This is a genomic window from Variovorax guangxiensis (genome assembly GCF_003952165.1).
GTDB classification, from domain to species: domain Bacteria; phylum Pseudomonadota; class Gammaproteobacteria; order Burkholderiales; family Burkholderiaceae_C; genus Variovorax; species Variovorax guangxiensis.
This window is the reverse complement of the sequence record NZ_RXFT01000012.1, coordinates 93,125-112,823: the sequence shown is the minus strand read 5'-3', so window position 1 is coordinate 112,823 and position 19,699 is coordinate 93,125. Positions and strand designations below refer to the sequence as shown.

The following is a 19,699-nucleotide window of genomic DNA, read 5'->3' as shown; positions in this document are numbered from 1 at the left end:
TGGGGGAAGGTTGGGATGGGGGCTCGACGGCTTCAACGCCATGACGGTGTTCGAGGCCGCTTGCCCCCACCTCCGCCCTCCCCCAGAGGGGGAGGGAGAGATGCGGGGTCAGGCGGCCTTGCGGACCGAGGCCGCGCGCTGCGCCACCAGCTCGCGCGTGCGCGGAATCAGCTCGCGGCCGTAGTCCAGCGCGTCTTCCAGCGGGTCGAAGCCGCGGATCAGGAAGGTGGTCACGCCCAGGTCGTAGTAGTCGAGCAGCGCGTCGGCCACCTGCTCCGGCGTGCCGACCAGCGCGGTGCTGTTGGAGCGCCCGCCGATCTCCTGCGCGACCGCCGTCCACAGCCGCTTGTCGAGCCGTGAGCCCTTCTCCGCCGCAGCCAGCAGGCGCTTGGCGCCTTCGCTCTGCTGGGGCCCGCCGCGGTTGTAGCCCTGCACCACGCGCAACCTTTTGGTCTCGGCCAGGATGTTCTCGGCGCGCGCCCATGCGGCCTCTTCGGTCTGCGCCAGGATCGGGCGGAACGACACCGAGAAGCGCACGCTGCGCCCGTGCTTGGCCGCCTCGGCGCGCACGCGCGCGGTGAGTTCGCGCGCCTGGTCCAGCGATTCGCCCCACAGCGCGTACACGTCGGCGTACTTGCCGGCCACCGGAATGGCGGCTTCGGAGGCGCCGCCGAAGTACACCGGCACGTGCGGCCTGCCGTTGCGCGTCTGCAGCGGCCTCACTTCGGAGAAGGCGTTCTGGAAGCGGTAGTGCGCGCCTTCGTGGTCGAAGGGCTTCTCCGCCGTCCACACCTTGTGCAGCACCTCGAGGTACTCGTCGGTGCGCGCGTAGCGCTGGTCGTGGTCGAGCCAGTCGCCGTCGCGGCGCTGCTCCTCGTCGGAGCCGCCGGAGATGTAGTGCACCGCGAGCCGGCCGCCGCTGAACTGGTCGAGCGAGGCGAACTGCCGCGCGGCCAGCGTGGGCGCGACGAAGCCTGGGCGGTGCGCGAGCATGAAGTGGATGCGCTCGGTGACCGAGGCGGCGTAGGCCACGGTGAGCGTCGCGTCGGGGCTGGTCGAGTGGTGCGGCACGAGAACGCGGTCGAAGCCCGCCGTCTCATGGGCCTGCGCGAAGGCGCGCACGTAGTCGCGGTCGAGCGAGGGGCCCTTGGCCGGATGGATCTCCGAGACCTTCTGGCCCTGGATCATGCCGATGAATTCGACGACGCTGTCTTGTTGCTGTGACTGCTGGCTCATGGTGCTGTCCTTGTCTGTATCTGTTGGCGGGAAATGGTTGTCAGGGTGTCATGCGGCCGGCAGGCGCAGCACGCTCTCGAAGCTGCGGTCCCACAGCGGCTTCACATCGGCCGGGCCGTCGAGCACGCCGATCTTCAGGAAGGTGTCGGCCACGTCCTGGTGGCTGCGCACCACCGCGTCGCTGACGGGGCCCAGGCTGTAGTCGCCGCTGCGGCGGTTGAACAGCTCGACGATGTCGCCCACCGGCACGCGCGTCTCGGCCGACTGGGCGCGGGCGTAGGCGAGGAAATTGCCGTTGATCCACGCGAACGAACGCTGCAGCCGCTGCAGCAGGTCGGCCAGCGCGGCGCGGCGAAGCTGGTCGTCGAGCGCGCGCGGATTGGCGTAGATCGGGAAGTTGCCCGAGAGATAGCCCACGCCGGTCTTGATGACCCGCGCCCCGTACTGGGTGCGCGCGAGCTGGCCGTTGTAGCCGTAGATGGCCCAGGCATCGAGGTCGCCGCGCGCGAAGGCCGAGAGGCCGTCCGAAGGCGTGAGGCTCACGGCCTGGATGTCGTTGAACGTGAGGCCCGCCTCGGCCAGCTGCTTGGCGAGGTAGTAGTGCGAAGTGGTGGCGCGTACGTAGCCCACGCGCTTGCCCTTGAAGTCGGCGATGCTGCGGATCGGCGCGTCCTTGCGCGCCAAGGTGGCCTGGTTGTTCAAGTCCTCGTGCGTGACGGCGACCAGCTTCACGCTGGATTTCTGCCGCGCCGCGAACACCGGCGGAATCTCGCTGCCCGAGCCGAGGTCGAGCGCGTCGCCGTTGATGGCCTCGATGTGCAGCACGCCGTTGTTGAGCTCGCGCCAGTCGATCTTGTACGGCGTGCCGGCCTGGCCCGACGCAGTGAGCAACGGCCGCCACAGGCCCTTGTAGGTGCCCACGCGCAACGTGACGCCAGAGAGGTCGCGTGATGGCGCAGTGGCTTGCGCCCAGCTGCCAGAGCCGGTGGCGGCGAGCGCCGCGGCGGTCTGCAGCAGCCGGCGACGGTCCGGAAGAGAGTCTGATTTCATGCACCCGGACCGTAACCAGGCGCCGCGCGGAAACGAACGCAGAAAAACGAGTTTGCATATGCGGGATGCGTCGTTTTCGCGCGGCGGGCGGGCCGCTACCGTGCGGAAACCATGAGTGCACTTCCCTTGCGCCGCGCCAGCGCCGCGCCCGAACACCCCTCCCCCGCCACCGTCGATGCTTCCGTGCTGGCCCGCCTCACGGCCCAGTTCGCCGCCACCGCCGCCGACCACGACCTGAGCGGCGCCTTCCCTCGCGAGAACTTCGCGGCGCTGCAGGCGCGCGGCCTGATCGGCCTGGTCGCGCCCGCCGAGCACGGCGGCGGCGGCGCCACGCTGGCGACGGCCCGGCGCGTGATCTCGGCGGTGGCGCGCGGCGAGCCGGCCACGGCGCTGATCCTCACGATGACCTACCTGCAGCACCATGCGCTGACGCGCCCGGACAGCCGCTGGCCCGCGCACCTGCGCGAGCGAGTGGCGCGCGATGCGGTGGAGAACGGCGCGCTCATCAACGCGCTGCGCGTGGAGCCGGCGCTGGGCTCGCCCGCGCGCGGCGGCTTGCCGGGCACGGTCGCGCGGCGTGATGGCGACGGCGACGGCGACGGCTGGAAGATCGACGGCCACAAGCTCTATACCACCGGCATCGAAGGCCTGAGCTGGCTCGCCGTGTGGGCGCGCACGGACGAGGCGCAGCCGCGCACCGGCGTGTTCCTGGTGCCGCGCAACGCACCCGGCGTGCGCGTGATCGCGAGCTGGGACCACCTGGGCCTGCGCGCCTCGGGCAGCCACGAAGTCGTCTTCGAGAACGTCGCCATCGATGCCGACCATGCGGTGGACCTGCGCGCGCCGGCCGACTGGGCGCCCGACGCGGGCAGCCAGACCGACATCGACGCCCACGCCACGCAGCAGGCGTGGATGACCGTGCTGCTCGGCAGCCTCTACGACGCGGTGGCGCAAGCCGCGCGCGACTGGCTGGTCGACTTCCTGAACCGGCGCGCGCCTGGCAGCCTCGGCGCGCCGCTGGCCAGTCTGCCGCGCGTGCAGGAGCACGTCGGCGAGATCGAGGCGCTGCTGCGCACCAACCGCGTGCTGCTAGCCGACGCCGCCGCAGCGGTCGACGGCGGCCATGCGCAGCCGGCCACCGACAGCGGCCTGCTCAAGTACACGGTGACGGGCAACGCGATCCGCGTGGTCGAGCTCGCGCTGCAGCTGAGCGGCAACCACGGCCTCTCGCGGCGCAACCCGCTGGAGCGGCACTACCGCGACGTGCTGTGCAGCCGCATCCACACGCCGCAGAACGACGCGATTCTGGTGGCGGCGGGCAAGCGCGCGCTGTTGTCTTCGGGGGCTACGGCATGACGTCTGCACTCTTCTCCAGGTCATCACGGCGTGGCTGGATCAAGCAAGGCGCCGCGCTGTCGCTGACCGCTGCCGGCTCGCTGCGCGCCTTTGCGCAGCCCCAGACCGCGTTGGTGCTCGGCGACCAGGCCGGTGGCCTGCGCTCGCTGTTCGAGGCCTCGCGCGCGCTCGACGGTGCCCCCTTTGCCTACCGCTGGGCCAACTTCCAGGGCGCCGCGCCGCTCTTCGAGGCGCAGCGCAGCTCGGCGGTGGACACCGCCATGGCCGGCGACCTGCCCGTGCTTGCCGCAGCCGTGGGCAAGACGCCGCTGAAGATCGTCGCCACGCGCGTCGGCAAGGCCGAATCGCTGGGCATCGTGGTGCAGCCCGATTCGCCGCTGCGCAGCGTCGCGGACCTGCGCGGCAAGACGGTGATCGTGTCTTCAGCGCGCGGCAGCATCTCGCAGTACCAGCTCTACGGCGCGCTCGAAGAGGCCGGCGTGAAGCGCGAGGAGGTGACGGTGAAGTTCGTGCTGCCCACCGACGCGGCGGCCGCCTTCGCCTCGAAGCAGATCGACGCCTGGGCCATCTTCGACCCCTACTACACCATCGCCCTGCAGCAGGGCGGGCGCATCCTGCGCGACGGGCGCGGCATCAACACCGCGCTGGGCTTCATCACGGCCACCGAGTCTTCGCTGGCCGACCCTGCCAAGCGCGCGGCCATCGTGCAGTTCCTCGACCGGCTCGCGCGCGCGGGCGACTGGGCGCTGGCCAATCCCGAGGCATATGCCCAGGCCTACAGCCAGCTCACGCGGCTGCCCATCGAGTCGTCGCGCATCATCACCGCGCGGGCCTCGGTGGCGGGACGGCCGGTGAGCGAGGCCGACATCGCCGCGCTGCAGACGGTGGCCGACCGCTCGGCGCGGGACGGCATCCTGCCGGTGCGGGTGGACGTGCGCGCAATCACCGACACTGGGGTCTGGAAACGCCCCGCATGACGACAAACTCCCTGACCCCACTTCGCGAATTCGTCGGCGCCTTCGGCAGGCTGCTCGATGGCGCGCCCGACGAGCCGCGCATTCTTTCGGAAGGCGGCGAGCTGCTGCGCAAGCTGGTGTCGCGCGACGACTGGCTGCCGGAAGCCTTCGCACAACCCGACCCCGTGTACTACCGGCAGTTCCTGCTGCACGCCGACAGCACCGAGCGTTTCTCGGTCGTGAGCTTCGTGTGGGGACCGGGGCAGGCCACGCCGGTGCACGACCACACGGTGTGGGGACTGATCGGCATGCTGCGCGGCTCGGAGTACAGCCAGGGCTATGCGCTGGGCGCCGACGGCCACGCGCGCCCGCATGGCGAGGCGGTGCGGCTCGACCCCGGCCAGGTGGAGGCGGTGTCGCCCACCGTCGGTGACCTGCACCGCGTGCACAACGCGCACGCCGACCGGGTCTCGATCAGCATCCACGTGTACGGCGCGAACATCGGCGCCGTGCGGCGGCATACTTACCCGGCGGAGGGCGGCCGCAAGCCCTTCGTCTCCGGTTACTCCAACACGCTGCTGCCCAACCTGTGGGACCGCAGCGCAGAACTCAGAGCCTCGACAGACGCATGACGACGACCACCGCCAACAGCTTTCCCGTTCTTTCCTACGCCGCCGTGCGCGAGCGGCTCATCGCCCGCGACGAGACCGCGCTGCTCGACGTGCGCGAGGAAGACCCGTTCGCGCAGGAGCACCCGCTGTGGGCAGCCAACCTGCCGCTGTCGCGCATCGAGATCGAGGCCTGGCGGCGCATTCCGCGGCGCGACACGCTCATCGTGCTGTACGGCGAACACGCCGGCACCGACCTCGCGCCGCAGGCCGCGCGCACCCTCGCCGCCCTGGGCTACACCAACGTGCACCTGCTCGACGGCGGCCTCGAAGGCTGGCGCAAGGCCGGCGGCGAACTGTTCCGCGACGTGAACGTGCCGAGCAAGTCCTTCGGCGAGCTGGTCGAGCACGAGCGGCACACGCCGTCGCTCTCGGCGCCCGAGGTGAAGGCGCTGATCGACGCGAAGGCCGACGTGGTGGTGCTCGACGCGCGCCGCTTCGACGAATACCAGACGATGAGCATTCCCTCGGCCACGAGCGTGCCGGGCGCGGAGCTGGTGCTGCGCGTGCGTGAGCTGGCGCCCGATCCGGCGACGCGGGTGATCGTGAACTGCGCGGGCCGCACCCGCAGCATCATCGGCACGCAGTCGCTGGTGAATGCGGGCATCCCGAACCCCGTGGCGGCGCTGCGCAACGGCACCATCGGCTGGAAGCTGGCCGGACAGGTGCTCGACCACGGCGCGGACAGGCAGGCCCCGGCGGCCGTGTCCGAAGCCCATCGCGCGCAGGCGCAGGCCGATGCGCGACGCGTGGCCGACAAGGCGGGCGTGCATCGCATCGCGCTGGACGCCCTGCACACACTGGAAGCGCCCGGACGCACCGTCTACCGCTTCGACGTGCGCACGCCCGGGGAATATGCGGCGGGCCACCTGCCCGGCTTCGCCAGCGCGCCCGGCGGGCAGCTGGTGCAGGAAACCGATCACCAGGTGCCGGTGCGCGGTGCGCGCATCGTGCTGGCGGACGACGACGGCGTGCGCGCATCGATGAGTGCGTCATGGCTGGCGCAGATGGGGTGGGAGGTCTATGTGCTCGATACGGTGCCGGCAGCGGCCGACTTCAGCGAGACAACTACTCCCGTGAGCGCATACCCCCCGGTTGCCGTCGCGGTGAGCGAGATCGCACCGGCCGAGCTGGCTGCGCTGCTGAAGCAGCCGGGCACCGCGGTGATCGACGTGACCACCAGCGCCAACTACGTGAAGCGCCACATCCCGGGCGCCTGGTATGCGATCCGCGCGCAGTTGCCGCAGGCGATCGACACGGCCATCCCGCCCTCGTCGCGCTACGTGCTGACCTGCGGCAGCAGCCTGCTCGCCCGCTATGCCGCGGCCGACCTGCGCGCACTGCTCGATGCTCGCGGCCAGCGCGATGCGCAGGTGCTGGTACTGGCCGGCGGCAATGCGGCATGGTTCGCCGCGGGCCTCGACCAGGAGAGCGGCGAAACCCGCCTCGCGACCGCGCGCACCGACCGTTATCGCCGCCCCTATGAAGGCACCGATGCGCCAGCCGAGGCGATGCAGGCTTACCTGGATTGGGAGTACGGCCTTGTCGCGCAGTTGGGTCGCGATGGAACGCACCATTTCAAGGCGATCTGAAGACCTGGCAAGCGCGAAAGCGTTCTGAAAGGAAAGAGACACGCCGGTCACAGTGTGTCGCCCGGGTAAAGGCCGTCATCCGGCGGTACTGGACGACGTTGGAGGTTCACACCGACAACAACTCGTTCCAGGAGCTTTGCCATGAGATTCCCATCTCTTCTTGCAGTGTCCGCCACCGCCGTGCTGGCGGCCACGCTCACCGGCTGCGTGGTCGCGCCGGCCGCCCCCGCCCCCGTGTACGCGGCGCCTCCTGGCGTGGCCTACGTGGCGCCTACGTATGTATCGCCGGGCGTCGGCTTCGTGTGGGCATATCACCCGCGCTATGGCTGGGGCTGGCACCACCCGCAATACGGCTGGCATCGCGGCTGGAGGTGACCGGGCTCGCCCCCGGCTGCGCGCACTTCGTGTCGCTGCGCCCCCTAACGGGGGCGATACCTGAGGCCCGGCAAAGCCGGTTCCTCGGTGTTCTCGAATCAGAAAAAGGGAGCGCCAGTGCCCTGTCGGGCGATCAGCTCGGCTCGGCGCTCTTGAACAGGGCCGGGACCTTGCGCTTGGACTTGATGTTGCTGGAGATGCCGCGTCCGGGCGTCGAGGCCTTGGCGGCGGCTTCCCATGCCGGCGTCGCGTCGGGCTGGCCGGGCTCGTAGGGCTTGTCGAAGAACGGGTCGCGCGGCGCCGCGGGTGCGCGATGCGGGCGTCCGCCGCCGCCACGACGGGCGTCGGCGTCGCGGCGTTCGCGCGGCTGGTCGAGCACGTCGCGTGCATCGCCCGCCTCGCCTTCCTCGCGCCAGTGGCGGCGTCCGTCGTTGATGCGGCCGCGCGGGCGGTCCTCCTCGAATTCGACGGGCTCGAGTTCGATCTTCTTCTTGATCAGCTTCTCGATGTCGGCCACCAGGCGGGCATCGTTGCCGCCGCTGGCGAAGCTCACTGCCAGGCCCGAGGCGCCGGCGCGGCCGGTGCGGCCGATGCGGTGCACGTAGTCTTCTGCGTTGAACGGAATGTCGAAGTTGAAGACGGCGGGCACGTCCTTGATGTCGAGGCCGCGGGCCGCGACGTCGGTGCACACCAGCAGGTCGACCTCGCCGGCCTTGAAGGCCGCGAGCGACTTCAGGCGCTCGTCCTGGCTCTTGTCGCCGTGCAGGGCCGAGGTGCGAAGGCCATCGCGCTCCAGCGAACGCGCGAGCCGCGCGCAGCCAAGCTTGCTGTTGACGAAGACGAAGGCCTGCGTGATGCCGCGCTGGCGCACGATCTGCCTGAGCGCGCGGCGCTTGTCGTCGTCGGCCACGCTGTAGAAATGCTGCTCGACGGTGGAAGCCGTCTCGTTGGGCCGTGCCACTTCGATGGTGACCGGGTTCTGCAGGTAGCTGCCGGCCAGCCGCTTGATTTCGGGCGAGAAGGTCGCGGAGAACAGCAGCGTGGTGCGCTGCTTGGGCAGGTAGCTCAGGATGCGCTGCAGGTCGGGCAGGAAGCCGATGTCGAGCATGCGGTCGGCCTCGTCGAGCACCACGTACTCGACCTGGTTGAGCACCGCGTTCTTGGCTTCGATGTGATCGAGCAGCCGGCCCGGCGTGGCCACCAGCACTTCGACGCCCTTCTTCAGTTCCAGCGTCTGCGGCTTCATGTCGATGCCGCCGAACACCACCGTGCTGCGCAGGTTGGTGTACTTGGCATACAGCTTGATCTGCTGCGCAACCTGGTCGGCCAGCTCGCGCGTGGGCAGCAGCACCAGGGCCCGGACCGGATGCCGCGCGGGCGAGGTCGAGGCGTTTTCATGCTTGAGCATGCGCTGCAGCAGCGGGAGGGAGAAAGCCGCCGTCTTGCCGGTGCCGGTCTGGGCGGCGCCCATCACGTCCTGGCCCGAGAGCACGACCGGAATGGCCTGCGCCTGGATCGGAGTCATGGTCTCGTAGCCCATTTCGGCCACGGCGCGCGCCAGCGGTTCAGCCAGCAGTAGATTGGAGAAGGAGCTTGTCATTGAGCCCGCTATTGTCGCATTGCCGCAAAAAACGGCAGTGACCGCGCCATGACAACGCCCGCGCCGGCCAAATTGCTATTTATTTCATAGCATTTAAGCCAGCTTCAACGGGCGCTTGCAGCTACCGCAGCTCAGAGGCTGCGTGCATTGAAGGTGTCGCAGGCCTTGATGTCGCCGCTCTGGTAGCCCGTGCCGAACCAGCGCTGGCGCTGGGCGCTGGAGCCATGGGTGAAGCTGTCGGGCACCACCGCGCGGCCCGCGGAGCGCTGCAGCGCATCGTCGCCGATCTTCTGCGCGGCATTCATGGCGGCCTCGATGTCGCCCGGGTCGAGCCACTTCTTCGACTCCTGCGAATGATGGGCCCACACGCCCGCGAAGCAGTCGGCCTGCAGCTCGACGCGCACGCTCATCGCGTTGTTCTGCGTCTGGCTCAGGCGGCTGCGCATGCCGTCGACCTTGGCGGTGATGCCCAGTTCGTCCTGCACGTGATGGCCGACCTCGTGCGCGATGACGTAGGCCTGCGCGAACTCGCCCGGCGCGCCGAGCTGGTTCTTGAGCGTGTCGTAGAAGCCGAGATCGATGTAGACCTTCTGGTCGCCAGGGCAGTAGAACGGACCCATGGCCGACTGCCCTGTGCCGCAGGCCGTGGGCGTCGCGTTGCGGAACAGCACGAGCCGCGGCGGATGGTAGGTGCCGCCGTTCTTGCGGAAGATATCCGTCCAGACAACTTCTGTGTTCTTGAGCACGGTCGAAACGAAGGCCGCCTCGCGGTCGTTCGACGGCGGCCGGGGCGCGGGCCCCTGTTGCTGCTGTTGCACCTGGGCCGGGCCACCGCCGCCGCTGAGCAGGCTCAGCACCGTGAGCGGGTTGATGCCGAAGACCCAGCCGGCGATCAGCGCGACCGCGATGGTCCCGATGCCGATGCCGCGGCCCCCGATGAAGCCGCCTCCGCCTCCTTCACCGCGGCGGTCCTCGACGTTGTCCGATTGTTCGTTGCCTTCCCATCTCATCGCGCTCTCCTTGCCGGCCTTTTGCAGGAGTGATGGCCGGTGACCGCAGGATGGTACTTCGGGTGCGGCGCACCCGTGTAAGCGCTTATGCCGAACCGATCAGGTCTTCGGCAGGGTCACGCCACGCTGGCCCTGGTACTTGCCGCCGCGGTCCTTGTAGCTGGTTTCGCAGACCTCGTCGCTCTCGAAGAACAGCACCTGCGCGCAGCCCTCGCCCGCATAGATCTTGGCGGGCAGCGGCGTGGTGTTGCTGAATTCGAGCGTCACGTAGCCTTCCCATTCGGGCTCGAAGGGGGTCACGTTGACGATGATGCCGCAGCGCGCATAGGTGCTCTTGCCCAGGCAGATGGTCAGCACGTTGCGCGGGATGCGGAAGTATTCGACGGTGCGTGCCAGCGCGAAGCTGTTGGGCGGGATGATGCAGTAGTCGCCGTGCATGTCCACGAAGCTCTTCTCGTCGAAGTTCTTCGGGTCGACCACCGTGCTGTGGATGTTGGTGAAGACTTTGAATTCAGGCGCGCACCGGATGTCGTAGCCGTAGCTCGAGGTGCCGTAGCTGATGATCTTGTGGCCCGAGGCCTCGCGCACCTGGCCGGGCTCGAAAGGCTCGATCATGCCGTGCTGCTCGGCCATGCGCCGGATCCATTTGTCGCTCTTGATAGACATTGAAAAACACCCCAGTCTTCGCGCACTTCGTGTCGCTACGCCAACCCCTCGAGGGGCAACACCAGCGGCCCGGCAAAGCCGGTTCCGCGGTGTTCCTGGAAAGGGTTTCGCCGCGCTCGCTGGGTCGGCGATTGTGGCATGGGCGGGTCCGCCCTCCCGGGCCCTAGCCGGCCTGCGAGATCACCGCGCGCTCGACCAGCCGGTCGTCGCCCAGAACGATCATCGCGAAGAGCATTTCCTCCAGCGAGTTCGCCTGCTTCGTCTTGCGAGCCAGCAGCGGCGTGGCCGCCGGATTCAGCACCAGGAAGTCGGCCTCGCAGCCCGGCTGCAGGTTGCCGACCACGCCGTCGAGCCCCAGGGCGCGCGCGGCGCCGCCGGTGTGGCGCCACCAGAGTTCCGACGGCGCGATGCTCAGGCCGGCCTTGGTCTGGCCCTCACGGCCGACGTAGTAGGCGGCCATCATGGTGTGGAAAGGGCTGAAGCTGGTGCCGCCGCCCACGTCGCTGGCCAGGCCGTAGGGGTAGCCCACGCGGTCGGCCGCGCCGAAGTCGAAGAAGCCGCTGCCCAGGAACAGGTTGCTGGTCGGGCTCACCGCGGCCGCCGTCTTCGTCTCGCGCAGCAGGGCGCGGTCGGCCTCGTCGAGGTAGATGCAGTGGGCGTACACGGCCCGCTCGCGCATCAGGCCGAAGCCTGCATACACGTCGAGGTAGGAGCGCGCCTTCGGGTACAGCTCGCGCACCCAGCTCACCTCGTCGCGGTTCTCCGCCACGTGCGACTGGATCCAGGTGTCGGCGTACTTCGCGGCCAGCTCGCCCGCGCCGCGCATCTGGGCGTCGGTGCTCGCGGGCGCGAAGCGCGGCGTGATGGCGTAGCCCAGCCGGTCGACCTTGTGCCACTTGCGGATCAGCGCCTCGGTGTCGACCAGGCTCTGCTCGGTTTCGTCGCGCACGCCGTCGGGCGAGTGGCGGTCCTGCAGCACCTTGCCGGTGATCAGGCGCATGCCGCGGCGCTGCGCGCCCTCGAAGAGCGCGTCGACCGAGGCCACGTGCGAAGTCGCGAAGGTCTGCGAGGTGGTCACGCCGTTGCGCAGCAGCTCGTCGAGGAAGAACTGCGCCACTTCGTTCGAATGCGCGGGGTCGGCGAACTTGCTCTCCGCGGGAAAGGTGTAGTTCTCGAGCCAGGGCAGCAGGCCCGGCGCCGGCGAGCCGATGATGTCGGTCTGCGGATAGTGGATGTGCATGTCCACGAATCCCGGCGCGAGGATGCGCCCCGGCAGGTGGGTCGTGTGTGCGCCGGGATGGCGGGCCGCGAGGTCGGCATGGCTGCCGGCATCGAGCACGCGCTGGCGGCCGGTGGCGTCGGGGGCGACGACCAGCAGGCCGTCCTCGTCGAAAACGGGCTGGCCGGCGGCGTCGAAGCGCAGGAGGGAGGCGCGGTAGGCTTTTTTCATCGTGGTTGCGGAGGGTAATCCAGCGCCGCCCCACCGCAATTTCCATGGGCGTATGAGTGCTATATGCGCAGCGCACTCGCCGCGGAGCCGCACCTACCTAACGCGGCAGCGCGCGCGACTGGATGTCGAAGGGCACGCCCGCTGGCGATGACTCCGACCGTCACGCCCGCGCTGCTTCGCCAGCGCATCAAGGCTCTGCTGCCTCGCGTTTCTCGCGACGGGCGCCAGCCGGGCTAGCGCCCGACCCGCCCCTGCACGCCCTCGGCCAGCCAGTTCATCGTCAGGATCTGCTCGTCGTTCAGTTGCGCGCCCTTGGCGATCACGACGCGGCCCTCGTTGTCGCGCACGTCCGCCGAAACAGCACGGAACGGCTGCAGCCTGCCCGCCGCGATGTCCTTCTGCCGCGCCAGCACCTCGTCCTGCACGGCCTTCGGTACCTTGGTGCCGAAATCGCCGACGCGGATCATCCCTTCCTTCACGCCGCCCCAGAGGTTGCCGCTCTTCCAGCTGCCGTCGAGCACCGCCTTCGCGCGCTGCGCGTAGTAGCCGCCCCACTGGTGCGTGACCGCGACGACCTGCGCGTCGGGCGCGATCCTGCGCATGTCGGAGTGGTAGGCGATGGCCAGCTTTCCGCGCTCCTGCGCCGCCGCCATCACGGCGGTGGAGCCGGTGTGGAAGGCGACGACGTCGGCGTTCTGGTTGAACAGCGCCATGGCGGCGTCACGCTCCTTGGGCGGATCGAACCATTCGTTGAGCCACACCACGCGCACCTGCGCCGAGGGGTTCACCGAGCGCATGCCCAGCGTGAAGGCGTTGATGCCCTGCAGCACTTCCGGAATCGGAAAGCCCGCGACATAGCCCGCTGTGTTGGTCTTCGTCATGCGTCCGGCCGCGATGCCCGCCAAGTAGCGGCCTTCGTAATAGCGCGCGTTGGCGGTCGCCACGTTGGGCGCGGTCTTGTAGCCGGTGATCGACTCGAACTTCGCGTCGGGGAAGTCCTTCGCGACCTTCATCGTCGGCTCCATGTAGCCGAAGCTCGGCGTGAAGATGAGCTTGTTGCCCTGCTGCGCGAGGTCGCGGATCACGCGCTCCGCATCGGCGCCCTCGGCCACGTTCTCGACGTAGGTGGTCTTGACCCTGGCGCCCAGTGCGGCCTCGACGGCCTTGCGGCCTTCCTCGTGCTGGCGCACCCAGCCGGCGTCGGTGACAGGCGTGACGTAGACGAACCCGATCTTCAGCGGCGCCTGGGCCTGCTGCTGTGGCTGCTGTTGTGAAAAAGCGGGGGATAAAAAGCCGGCGGCCGCCAGCGCCAGAACGGCGCGGCCCGCGAGGTTTTTGTACATGGTGTTCCTCTACATGGCCCCGGAGATGCAAAACCCCGCAACCGGCCGGGACGCCCGATTGCGAGGGGCGGGATTTTAAACGGCGCCGCAGTCCGCGATGCGGCCGGGGCGTTGGCCTACTTCAATGTCAGCGCTTCGCCTCAGGCCCGATGCGCCGGGATGCAGGAGGCTTGCAGCACCGATCGATTCACTATCCAGAAAGAGAGAAAGGAAGGCCAGCCACCATGACCGCATCCACCGTCAACGACTCGCTGACCCCGCTCGACATCTCTCAAGCCGTGCTTGAAGGCGAAGAAAACCCGAACGCGGCACGGCCGCTCACGCCCAAGGAACGTGCCGCACGCGGCCTGCATGCCGAACCGGGCCGCCGCGCGCGCATTCGAGGCATGCTGCGCAGCCCTGCCCTCGCCTGGTGCGGCGCGGCGGCCACGGGGCTGGCGCTGGCGGCGCTCTACGCGCGCCGGACCAACCGCATCTGAACTGAAAGACCTCGGTACGACCTCACGCCGGTGACGCGGCGGAGTCGGCGCCCACGCGGTAGCGCGCCGCGGGAGCGGTGCTGGACAACCGCCCCGACATCGCACGCCGCGCCGTATCGAAGGCCTCCCACTCAGCCAGGTCGGGCAGCGCGGGGATCGTGACCTGCTCGCCCTGGTCGAGCCCCGCCAGGGCGGCGTCGACCATGTCTTGCGCTGTCATGACGATCTCCTTGGGCAGGTGTTCCATCGGCACGCCTGCGATGCCCCAGAACTCGGTAGCCGTCGCGCCTGGCAGCACGGCCTGCACACGCACGCCCTTGTCCTTGAGCTCGTGCTGCAGCGACTGGCTCAACGCGAGGACGAAGGCCTTGCTGCCGCCGTACACGCCGTTGAGCGTCTCCGGCGAGATCGCGACGATGGAGGCGATGTTCACCAGCGTGCCTGCGCCGCGTTCCACGAAGCCGGGCACGGCCGCATAGGTGAGCCGCGTGAGCACGCTCACGTTGAGCGCGATCATCTCTTCCATCTTGTCGACGTCGGAGGCCAGCAGCGGCGCGGCGGCGCCGACGCCGGCGTTGTTCACCAGCATGGTGATGTCGCTGCGGGTGCGCAGCGCGGCCTCGACTGGCGCGATGTCCTTGCGGCTCATCAGGTCGGCGGGAAGAACCTCGATCTTGCGGCCGGTTTCGCGCACCAGCTTCGCTGCCAGCGCCTCAAGGCGTTCGCGGTTGCGCGCGACCAGGATCAGGTCGAAGCCGCGCCGCGCGAGACGGTCCGCGTACACGGCGCCGATGCCGGACGACGCGCCGGTGACGAGGGCCGTGCCCTTGGGGGAATTTGCCGAAGCAGCGGCAGCAGCAGTAGTAGTTGCAGTCATGGAGCTTTCCTTTTTCGCCGCATCGATGTGTGCGGCAGTGGGGAAGTCTCCTCCTGCAAGGCTATGGCGTAAATGTCATATAAGCCACCTTTCAGGACATCTTGCCGCTCAGGCCACGGCCGCCTCCCGGCGCGCCACGCGTCGCACGCTCTGTGGCGGCTGCCCCAGCGTGCGCAGGAAGGCGCGACGCATGCGCTCGGGGTCGCCGAAGCCCGTTTCGCGCGCGACCACGCCGAGCGCGAGGCTGCCTTCGTCGATCAGCGCACGCGCCGCCTCCACGCGCAGGTTCTCCACCGCATGCGCGGGCGACTGGCCTGTCTCCGCCTTGAAGGCACGGCTGAACTGGCGCGGGCTCAGGTGCGCGACCTCGGCCAGTTCCTCCACCGACAGCGTGTCGCGCAGGTTGGCCCGCGCATGCACCAGCGCCTTCTGGATGCGGTCGGACTTGGGCTCCAGCTCCAGCAGCGCGGAGTACTGCGACTGCCCGCCTGCGCGCCGGTGGTAGACAACCAGCTTGCGCGCCGCGAAGCGCGCCGCCTCCACGCCGAGGTCTTCCTCCACCAACGCCAGCACGAGGTCGATGCCCGCCGTCATGCCGGCCGATGTCCACACCGGCCCATCGTTGATGAAGATGCGATCGGGCTGCACCTTCACCGCGGGATGGCGCTTCTGCAGTTCGCCCGCGAAGGACCAGTGCGTGGTCGCCTTGCGGCCGTCGAGCAGCCCCGCATCGGCCAGCCCGAAGGCGCCGGTGCAGATGCTGGCCACTCGGCGCGCATTGCGCAGCCCGGCGCGCAGGAAGCGGCACATCTTCTCGGAGGTGGGCGCGATGAAGAGCGCGCCGCTCAGCACGAGCGTGTCGTACCTCGCCGTGCCGAAGCGCCTGCTGTCCGTGCTCACGCCCGACGAACTGGCCACGAGGCCTCCCTCCTCCGACAGGAGCTCGACCTGGTAGACCGGCTTGCCGGCGTGAATGTTCGCAAGCTCGAACGCGGCGATGGCGGCGAGGTCGAGGATCTGGAAGCCGGGGAAGACGAGCACGCCGATGCGTTTCATGGCGATGTCCTGAAAGGAGGTTTACGAACGATGCAGGACGCGAGACTACGCGACCTGGTCCAACCGCGCAGGCATCAGGGGCTCGCGGCATGCCTTGCCTCGCTGCGATGGCCGCCGCCGCCAATCGGCAAGCGCCATCGCGCATGCGTCGTCCCACAATGGGTGTTCCCCATGACGCAACCGACGACAACCGCAACAACGACCGCCCCTTCCGCCGAGCAGGGCGCCAATCTCCACTGGCAGCGCAACCTCGCCGTCTGCATGTTCGGCTCCTTCACGACCATCATCGCGATGACGCTGCTGCTGCCCTTCCTGCCGCTGTACGTCGAGCAGCTTGGCGTAAAGGACCACGCGGCCATCGTCCAGTGGTCGGGCGCGGCGTACGGCGCCACCTTCCTGAGCGCCGCGCTGGTGGCGCCGCTGTGGGGCCGGCTGGCCGACCGCTACGGGCGCAAGCCGATGCTGATCCGCGCGAGCCTGGGCATGGCGGTTGCAATGGCGCTGATCGGCGTCGCGGGCAATGTGTGGCAGCTGGTGGGCCTTCGGCTGCTGGCGGGGCTGCTGGGCGGCTACGCCTCGGGCTCGATGGTGCTGGTGGCCACCCAGACGCCCAAGGACCGCACGGGCTGGGCGCTGGGCACGATGTCGTCGGCCATCATGGCGGGCAACCTCGTGGGACCGCTGGTCGGTGGCGCGCTGCCGCCGCTGATCGGCATCCGCGCCACCTTCTTCGCGGCGGGCGCGATCATCTTCGTGGCCTTTCTCGCGACGGCCTTCCTGATCCGCGAGGAGCGCAAGGCGCCTGCCGCGCGCAAGCAAGGTAGCGACAACTCCGAGCAAACCGGCTGGGCCGCCGTACCCGACAAGCGCCCACTCGTCGCGATGCTCTTCACCGGCATGCTGCTGATGCTGGCGAACATGTCGATCGAGCCGATCATCACCGTCTACGTCGCCACGCTGGTGGAAGACCCGAACCGCGTGACGATAATGGCCGGCCTCGTGATGTCGGCGGCTGCGCTGGGCAGCATCCTCTCGGCCTCGCGGCTGGGCAAGCTGGCCGATCGCGTGGGTCACTGGAACGTGATCGTCGGCTGCCTCGCGGTGTCGGCGCTGCTGCTGGTGCCGCAGGCTTTCGTCACCTCGGGCTGGCAGCTGGTGGTGCTGCGCTTCCTGATGGGGCTGTCGCTCGGCGGCCTGCTGCCGTGCATCGCGAGCGTGATCCGCCACAACGTGCCCGAGCGCGTGGCCGGCAACATGCTGGGCTACTCGACTTCGGCGCAGTACACGGGCCAGGTGGCGGGGCCGCTGCTCGGCGGCTTCGTGGGCGGGCACATCGGCATGCGCGCCGTGTTCCTCGGCACCTGCGTGCTGATGGCCGCGGGTGCCGCGTGGAACTGGCTGGCGAAGCGGCGCTGATGAAGTGCAGCCGCTTCGCGCTCGCCCTCACTCGCGAATGGTCACGCTGCTATAGGCAGCATCGGCCTTGATCTCCGACTCGGAGAACGGCAGGCGCAGCCACTGTCCGGCGCTGTAGGCCCGCGTGTAGTCGCCGTTGTGCGGCGAGGCCGGGTCGTCCGACAGCGAGAAGCTCAGCAAGGTGTGGGCCTCGACGCCGCCGGCGGGGAACCGCACGATCTGCATGTAGCTGTTGCCGTTGGGGTCGCCGTCCATGGTGTAGCCGCCCTTGTCGAGCGGGTTCTCCGAGCACATGACGGTGAAGTAGCCCTGGGTGTCGCAGCCGCCGTACAGCGGCACCTTGCGGCCGTTGCGCGTCACGAAAAGAGCTTCGCCGCGCGGCGCGTCGAGCGCGTAGCCGCTGGCCTGCACGCGCAGCACGGCCGCGCCGAAGGCCTGGCGCAAGTCGTCGGCGGCCGAGGCCTTGAGGCCGCGTGGCGTGCCGATGGGGTCGTTCGCGCTGAAGGGCACGGCATAGAGCTTGTCGGCAGGCAGGCGCACGACGCGTGCCCAGAACTCGTCCCATACGTGGGCGCCGCGCGCGGAGGCCACGCCGGTGTTGTTCCATGCCTTCAGCACCTCGCAGGCGGGACCGGTATCGACACCGCGCGGCGGCGAGAACGACTCTCCGGTCTGCGCGTCACCCTTCACTTCGATGCGGGGCACGCCGCACACCATCTCCAGCGCGGGGGCCTTGAACAGCTCGGCGGTGTAGGCGCGGCTGTCGAGCGTCGCGCGCTCGACTGCTTGGACCGTCGCGCCCTTGGCCGTGCCCTGCGCGATGAGGTGACCGAGCCGCGTCCGGAAGCTCTGCGCGTCGCTGCCGGTCGGTCCGAAGATGGCCGGGTAGCCCGTGAGCGGCGCCGTCGGGTTGGCGAGCCAGTAGCTGTCGTTCATGTTGGCGACGTAGTCGTCGCGCAGCAGGTTCGGCATGCGCGAGGCGCCAATGGCACCCTTCTGCACCGAATCGGCATCGGTCTGCCAGTCGCAGGCACTGCGCGAGCCGTCGAACACGGGCACGCGCGGCAGCACGGACGCCATCGCCTTGCCGGCCGGCGTGGTGCAGCTTGCCACCTGCTCGGGCGAAACGTTGGGCACTGCGCCGATGTCGCTGTACCAGGCCTTGGCGCTGCCGCGGCCCACGGCCACGGTGTTGACCCAGGGGATCGAAGCTTCTTCGCGCTGAATGGCGATGAGCTCGTCGAGCGACTTCGCCTGCGCCCAGCGCAGCCAGGTGCGGAAGGTGCGGAAGTTGTCGGCGTTGATGTCGCGAATGGCGAAGGCAGCGGACTGATTCCAGGCCAGCGCCGGATTGATTGCGCCCAGGTTCACGAGCGGGCCGTATTCCGAGGCGTAGAGCGTGCGCGTCACCGGCTCGACACGGCCCGAGGCCCGCTTCACCTTCACAGTGATGGCACGGGCCTGCATCTTCACGGGCTTGCCGTCGCGCAGATAGCTGGTGGCGTCGCCGGGCACGAGCGCGAGTTGATACAGGCCGAAGCGCCGCGCCGCCGACACGGTGTGGCTCCACGCGATGTCGTTGTTGAAGCCGATCAGCAGCACCGGCACGCCGAGGAAGGAGGTGCCGCTCGCGTCGAGCTGCCCCGGAATGGTGAGCTGCGCCTGATAGAAGCGGTCAGGCCCGCGCCAGTACCAGTGCGGGTTGCCGAAGAGCAGCGGGCTCGAATCGCCGGTGGCGGCCGTGCCGAAGCCGATCATGTTGCTGCCCACGCCCGCCGTGCCGCCGACCTGGAGCGCCATCGGCTGCGCGTCGCTCGCCCCGGGCGACGACACCCCGGCGCCGGGCGGTGCCGCGTTCGCGATGTTCGAGAGAAAGTTGCTGTAGCCCGCCGCGAGGTTGGTGGCGTACATGCGGCGGAAGATGTCGGTGGCGCTCACCGGCCGCACCCACGCTTCGTTGCGGCAGGCCGCGTGGGCATTGCCCTTGTCCACGGCACCGCTCTTCAGGTCGCGCACGTATCGGTTGTAGCCGGCGGCGAAGCCTTCGACCATGCCCCGGATGGCCGCGGGCTGCGCGCGGTCCATGGCGTCGATCACTTCGTCCGTGATCACGTGGCGATGGAAGAAGTCCGAATCGATGTTCGCGGGCTTGCCGATGGTGCTGCTGGCTGGCGGCTTCGCCTGCGCCCCGAAGAACTCGGAGCGCTCGCCGCGGTAGGTGAGAAAGCCGTCGGCCATGGTGCAAAGGTTGTCCTGGGCCTGTGCGTAGCCGTAGCCATAGCCCGCGCCGGCCCAGTCGCGGGCCTTGATGTGCGGCACGCCCATGGCGGTGCGGCGGATCTCGGCCTGGTAGCCCGCAGAGCGTGCCTCGGGACTGGAGGGCTCCACTCGTGCCGAGGCATCGAACTGAGAAGTCGAAGACCGGCTCGAAATGCCTGAACAGGCCGCAAGGGCCATGGCAACCGGCAAGAGAAAAAGCGGCCGGAGGCCGCCTCTGAGTTTTGGGCGCATGCAGTGTGTTCCTGTTGGATGAGGAGCGCAGCTGCGTAAGCCCTGAGCGTGCGTGGCG

17 protein-coding genes are annotated in these 19,699 nt (G+C 69.2%); 7 read left to right on the top strand and 10 right to left on the bottom strand.

Features of this window, described 5'->3' with window-relative positions; genetic code table 11:
• Positions 1–108 precede the first annotated feature (108 nt).
• Both EJP67_RS24685 and EJP67_RS24680 read right to left on the bottom strand, forming a co-directional pair.
• On the bottom strand, positions 109–1,236 hold the full coding sequence (locus tag EJP67_RS24685) for an LLM class flavin-dependent oxidoreductase (RefSeq protein ID WP_126024352.1): 1,128 nt from the start codon (positions 1,234–1,236) through the stop codon (positions 109–111).
• 48 nt (positions 1,237–1,284) lie between these two features.
• Positions 1,285–2,286: an ABC transporter substrate-binding protein gene (locus EJP67_RS24680; RefSeq protein WP_126024351.1), complete on the bottom strand. Its 1,002-nt coding sequence runs from the start codon at positions 2,284–2,286 to the stop codon at positions 1,285–1,287.
• A gap of 111 nt (positions 2,287–2,397) precedes the next feature.
• Here EJP67_RS24680 and EJP67_RS24675 point away from each other — a divergent pair, with 111 nt between their 5' ends.
• From EJP67_RS24675 to EJP67_RS24655, 5 genes are all read left to right on the top strand, one after another.
• Positions 2,398–3,642, top strand: a complete 1,245-nt coding sequence (locus tag EJP67_RS24675) for an acyl-CoA dehydrogenase family protein (protein WP_126024350.1) — start codon at positions 2,398–2,400, stop codon at positions 3,640–3,642.
• Positions 3,639–4,619: an ABC transporter substrate-binding protein gene (locus EJP67_RS24670; RefSeq protein WP_126024349.1), complete on the top strand. Its 981-nt coding sequence runs from the start codon at positions 3,639–3,641 to the stop codon at positions 4,617–4,619. The genes EJP67_RS24675 and EJP67_RS24670 overlap by 4 nt, the downstream gene beginning before the upstream one ends.
• A complete protein-coding gene (locus EJP67_RS24665) occupies positions 4,616–5,230 on the top strand; it encodes a cysteine dioxygenase family protein (RefSeq protein WP_126024348.1) in 615 nt (204 codons plus the stop codon). Before EJP67_RS24670 ends, EJP67_RS24665 begins: the two co-directional genes overlap by 4 nt.
• Positions 5,227–6,858 (top strand): rhodanese-related sulfurtransferase, encoded by a 1,632-nt coding sequence (locus EJP67_RS24660; protein WP_126024347.1) that lies wholly within the window; start codon positions 5,227–5,229, stop codon positions 6,856–6,858. Before EJP67_RS24665 ends, EJP67_RS24660 begins: the two co-directional genes overlap by 4 nt.
• 141 nt (positions 6,859–6,999) lie before the next feature.
• Positions 7,000–7,233: a hypothetical protein gene (locus EJP67_RS24655; protein WP_126024346.1), complete on the top strand. Its 234-nt coding sequence runs from the start codon at positions 7,000–7,002 to the stop codon at positions 7,231–7,233.
• Between the two features lie 133 nt (positions 7,234–7,366).
• Here EJP67_RS24655 and EJP67_RS24650 read toward each other — a convergent pair whose 3' ends face one another.
• The 5 genes from EJP67_RS24650 to EJP67_RS24625 form a co-directional block, all read right to left on the bottom strand.
• Positions 7,367–8,833, bottom strand: a complete 1,467-nt coding sequence (locus EJP67_RS24650) for a DEAD/DEAH box helicase (RefSeq protein WP_126024345.1) — start codon at positions 8,831–8,833, stop codon at positions 7,367–7,369.
• A gap of 131 nt (positions 8,834–8,964) precedes the next feature.
• Positions 8,965–9,843: a KPN_02809 family neutral zinc metallopeptidase gene (gene ypfJ, locus EJP67_RS24645; RefSeq protein ID WP_126024344.1), complete on the bottom strand. Its 879-nt coding sequence runs from the start codon at positions 9,841–9,843 to the stop codon at positions 8,965–8,967.
• Positions 9,844–9,942: 99 nt separating this feature from the next.
• Entirely contained in the window at positions 9,943–10,509 is a 567-nt protein-coding gene (dcd, locus tag EJP67_RS24640) for a dCTP deaminase (RefSeq protein ID WP_019655140.1), read from the bottom strand.
• A gap of 163 nt (positions 10,510–10,672) precedes the next feature.
• Entirely contained in the window at positions 10,673–11,959 is a 1,287-nt protein-coding gene (gene guaD, locus EJP67_RS24630) for a guanine deaminase (protein ID WP_126024343.1), read from the bottom strand.
• Between the two features lie 233 nt (positions 11,960–12,192).
• Complete coding sequence (locus EJP67_RS24625; protein WP_126024342.1) at positions 12,193–13,302, bottom strand: BMP family ABC transporter substrate-binding protein; 1,110 nt, start codon at positions 13,300–13,302, stop codon at positions 12,193–12,195.
• 224 nt (positions 13,303–13,526) lie between these two features.
• On the opposite strand from EJP67_RS24625, the gene EJP67_RS24620 reads away from it, so the two are divergent.
• Positions 13,527–13,781, top strand: a complete 255-nt coding sequence (locus EJP67_RS24620; protein WP_126024341.1) for a hypothetical protein — start codon at positions 13,527–13,529, stop codon at positions 13,779–13,781.
• 22 nt (positions 13,782–13,803) lie between these two features.
• On the opposite strand, the gene EJP67_RS24615 is transcribed toward EJP67_RS24620, so the two are convergent.
• On the bottom strand, positions 13,804–14,658 hold the full coding sequence (locus EJP67_RS24615) for an SDR family NAD(P)-dependent oxidoreductase (protein ID WP_126024340.1): 855 nt from the start codon (positions 14,656–14,658) through the stop codon (positions 13,804–13,806).
• A 108-nt stretch (positions 14,659–14,766) separates the two neighbouring features.
• Entirely contained in the window at positions 14,767–15,714 is a 948-nt protein-coding gene (locus EJP67_RS24610) for a GlxA family transcriptional regulator (protein ID WP_126024339.1), read from the bottom strand.
• A gap of 171 nt (positions 15,715–15,885) precedes the next feature.
• Between EJP67_RS24610 and EJP67_RS24605 the strand changes: the two genes are divergently transcribed.
• Complete coding sequence (locus EJP67_RS24605; protein ID WP_165909692.1) at positions 15,886–17,130, top strand: MFS transporter; 1,245 nt, start codon at positions 15,886–15,888, stop codon at positions 17,128–17,130.
• Between the two features lie 27 nt (positions 17,131–17,157).
• On the opposite strand, the gene EJP67_RS24600 is transcribed toward EJP67_RS24605, so the two are convergent.
• Positions 17,158–19,641: a penicillin acylase family protein gene (locus EJP67_RS24600; RefSeq protein WP_126024338.1), complete on the bottom strand. Its 2,484-nt coding sequence runs from the start codon at positions 19,639–19,641 to the stop codon at positions 17,158–17,160.
• Positions 19,642–19,699: the final 58 nt, after the last annotated feature.